We start from the raw sequence: 3,691 nt of genomic DNA on the forward strand, positions 1-3,691 counted from the left end.
ACGAGCTCCAGCGTGAGCTCCCGATCGCCCGCGAAGTCGTCCACCAGGGACGGCTTGCCTGCGGCGAACTTCTCCAGCTCCTCGGTTGGAAACCGGCCGGTGGTCAGCGCCTTGACGAACGCGGTGGAGGCGGCGCCCCGAAGCGCCCCGGCCTGCATCGCCAGCGCGAACATCTCGCTCGGGGTGAGCACATTGACGTGGCCGAGCAGCGACTGCACGAAGCTGCGGATGCTGTCGACCGTCCACGCTCCATAGCAGTGCGGACATCGACCGTGGCTCCGAGTTCTGGAGCGGACGGTGGCTTGAAACTCGTGCCCCTTCGAGCAGACCCACCACGCCGTCATCTTGTGGTCCGGCTCGATTTGCTCGGCCGTCATTTCACCATTCTTGTGCGGATGCCACTCCGCGGCGATTTCGGGAAAGCGAGCAGTCAGGGAGTCCGCCGCGAGCGCGCAGTGCGGGCAAGTCGAGTCGTTCATCATCTGAAGCGGGGAGCGCTCGAAGGCGTGACCTTCTTCACAAGCCCACCATCGAGATGCGGTGTGAGAAGCACTCACGTCGGCGGGAGTCGCGTTGTTCCTGGAGGGATGCCACCGCTTCGCGAGAGCTGGATGAGTGTCCGCAAGACTGGCCCCATCGAGTCCGCAGTTGGGACACTCCGGCTTTCGGCTGAGAAGCCGTGGACTCCTTTGAAACAAGTGACCGGCCTGGCAGCGCCACCACGCAGCTCTGTGCGATCGTGCCAGGACTTTGGAAGCTGGTTCGCCGTTCTTCTCCGAATCCCAGAGTTCAACCAGCGCTGCAATGTCGGCGACCGTGTCAGCCATGCGCCTGCTCCACGGCATCGTCGATCGGAAGCGGTGGTGGCTCGATGCAATCTGTGCTGAACCACCGATAGTCCTTCGGCTCAAGGCCCGCCGGGAGGCCGGGGCCTTGGATCTGGTGGCCCGCGACCTCGTCCTCAGCCAAGGCAAGGTTCAGCTCCAGCAGAAACTCCGCGGCCTCCTGATCCTTGGGTTTGCCGTAGGCTCGCTCTACCGCAGCGTCCAGAACTGACTGCGCTTCCTTGAGCGGGTGTGGCCCGGCGACCTCCGCAGATTGGTAGAGCGCGCGCAACGACCAACCATTCTCCGCCATGAGGCGATCCCGCGTAGCTCGCAGCGCGCGGGCGGCATCGGCTACAGATACGACCTCCTCCTGCGATGGCTCCTGCGGCCATGGAAAAGTCTTCCAGACCTTTGAGGTGTAGCGAATCCGCTCCGTGAGTCGACCACCCTTGGCCTTGGTCCACGCCCAATGCAGCGATGACTGGATGACACCGAAGGAGTAGTCGTCTTGGAATGCGAACAACTGGAAAGTGTTCGTCGGCACGAAGCGCGTCGACATGAACACGAAGATCGGCCGTGATTGCACCTGCGAGCAGGTTACGACCCGAGACAGATGGGTTGTCAGCCGACGAAATGCATTTCGGGGATCCAGAGGCTCCCACCAGCGCTCCAGCCATCTGACGTAGTGCTTGGGACGTTTCGGATCGTTGGCGCGTGACTTGATTTCGTTCAGCACCCGCGCCCGGAGGAATTGGACCGCCCGCGGCGCAGCCTGCATGGCGGATGCTTCATCGGGGATATCCGCCAGCCACACAACGTTCCGAGGTGGGCGCCCCGCCAGAAGGTCCCCTGCCGCAGCAAGAGGACGGACGGCCCCCTCGGCTACCAGCTCTGCCAAGGCTCCGCGATCATCAATCTGAAAGCCGGGGCTTCCCAGCTTGATGCCCTCAGTTGTGGAGCCTGTCGGCGGATGCAAATCACGAGCCTCGGACAGGTCGGCGTGGAGCTGAAGGTGAGGCGGAATTCGCTCAAGCAGGTGGCGTCGCGGACCAATGTGAAGCCGCGCCGGGCCCTCAGCTGGACCACGCACCCAGCTGACGATGCTGACGTTGACGGTCGCCACACCTGGCCAGGGCCGCGATGAAACGGCCTCCACGATGGTCCCTCCGTTGGCAACGATGAAGTCGAGTCCGACTTCACGCGTCACGCCAAAACGGATTGCGCTTGTCCCAATAAGGCCGGCACGACCACCCGGCGGCAGTCGTTGGTGAGCCATCCGGAACCAGAAAGCACAAACATCTCCCCGGACGCTCGGAAACCGGTCGCTGAGTCTGCGCAGATACGCATCGCCCAGTTCTTCTCTCACCTGAGTGCCGAACAGGAAGGGTGGATTGCCTATGATGGCATCGGCTTGAGGCCAGTCCGTGAACAAGGCATCGGCACGCACGAGAGTCTCATCGAGATTGTCCAGCGGCAAAGACGGATCGACCTCCAAGAATCCCTGGCCGAACATCTCGACCACGGTGGCCTTGCGCTCCTCGAAGGCAATCTTCTTGGCGATGTTCAGGGTCGTCTTTGCCAGTTCCACAGCAAAGGGATTGATGTCGATGCCGAAGAAGTTGGTCGTCCGAATGCTCGAAGCCCAGCTAACCTGGCTCTCGCCCTTCTGCGCAGACGCATACTCATAGGCCCGGCAAAGCGCCTCCGTTTCCAGCCGGTACAGTTCGCGAAATGCGACGTAGAGGAAATTGCCGCTTCCACAGGCGGGGTCCAGGACCCGGTAGTTGCCGAGCTCGCTGAGAATCTTCTTCAGCTCCTTCAACGTGTTGGCGGCTGTAAGGCGCTCGCGCCACGGCTCGACGATCGTCGGCCCGACGACGCTCATGATGTCTTCACGCGCCGTGTAGTGAGCCCCGCTGGCGTGCCGCTCGTCGTCGTCCATGATGCCTTGGAAGACGGATCCGAAGATGTGCGGGTCGACGAAAGTCCAGTTGGCCTCCGCGGCTTTGGTGATTGCGCGTACGGGTGCTTCGCCGAGCTTCAGCGTCGCCGGGTCCCGGAAAAGACCGCCGTTGAAGAATGGGATGCCGGAGTCGTTCTTTTCCTCCGAGCTCATGGCGCGGAAGAGCTCGCCAAGCTTCTCCTCCGGATTGCCATCTTCGGCCGCCCGGTAGAGGAGGGTCGTGAAGTACTCCTTGGGCAGGAGGCCGATGTCCTCGGAGAACATCGCGACGATGCACTGCAAGGTGAACCGGATCACATCGTCGCCGCGATCGGGGTTCTTGGCCTTGAGCGCGCGGTACACCTTGGCAACGAGCTCAGCGACTTCTTTGCTGACCTTGTCGACGTTGATGATCCTCGGCGTCGCGCCCGGCACCCAATCGGCTTCGAAGAAAGGGAAGGCCTCGCTGTACTTCGGGATTTCGTCGAGGGCGATGCCCAGCCGAGGCTCCGAGCGATCCCTGGCCAGGTCGTAAAGGCGCAGGTCCCGCTGATTCGTGAGCACGACGTACTGCGGCTCGGACTCCATCTGAAGACAAGCGCGGAGCACCTCGCTCCAGGCCGCGTCCAACATCATGTCGCGCTCAACTACGTCGACCACTACCCGCCGAGCCGGCCAGTAGGCACTCACGCTCCGTTTGGCGCGTTTGCCCGCGTCGACCACCGGGAACGAGTGGGAGAAGACCGGCCCCGCACCTTCACGCGTGTCCAGCGCCCCAGGGAAGCACCCGATCAAATCACGCGCGAAACTCTCCGCCCGGTCGCGCCCCCGATACCCGGCAGCCGTTCGGAGCGCGAACCTCCGCAGTGCCATCTTCGCGCTCATGTCACCCGCGCAGCCATCCTACCGGGGTCGTGATCGA

2 protein-coding genes are annotated in these 3,691 nt (G+C 62.9%); both read right to left on the reverse strand.

Going from position 1 to position 3,691, the window contains the following annotated elements; translation table 11 throughout:
* Window positions 1–377: zinc-ribbon domain-containing protein (locus MJD61_12290; GenBank protein ID MCG8556048.1), on the reverse strand; the 377-nt coding region annotated here is incomplete at its 3' end.
* Window positions 378–819: 442 nt separating this feature from the next.
* The gene (locus MJD61_12295) at window positions 820–3,642 is read right to left on the reverse strand and encodes an N-6 DNA methylase (GenBank protein ID MCG8556049.1); all 2,823 of its coding nucleotides are present in this window, start codon (window positions 3,640–3,642) and stop codon (window positions 820–822) included.
* Between the last annotated feature and the right edge of the window lie 49 nt (window positions 3,643–3,691).

Source organism: Pseudomonadota bacterium, assembly GCA_022361155.1.
Lineage (GTDB): Bacteria > Myxococcota_A > Polyangia > Polyangiales > JAKSBK01 > JAKSBK01.

Excerpts from the sequence above, each read along its gene's own strand:
- MJD61_12295 (MCG8556049.1), bottom strand. The coding sequence starts at position 3,642 with ATGGCACTGCGGAGGTTCGCGCTCCGAACGGCTGCCGGGTATCGGGGG.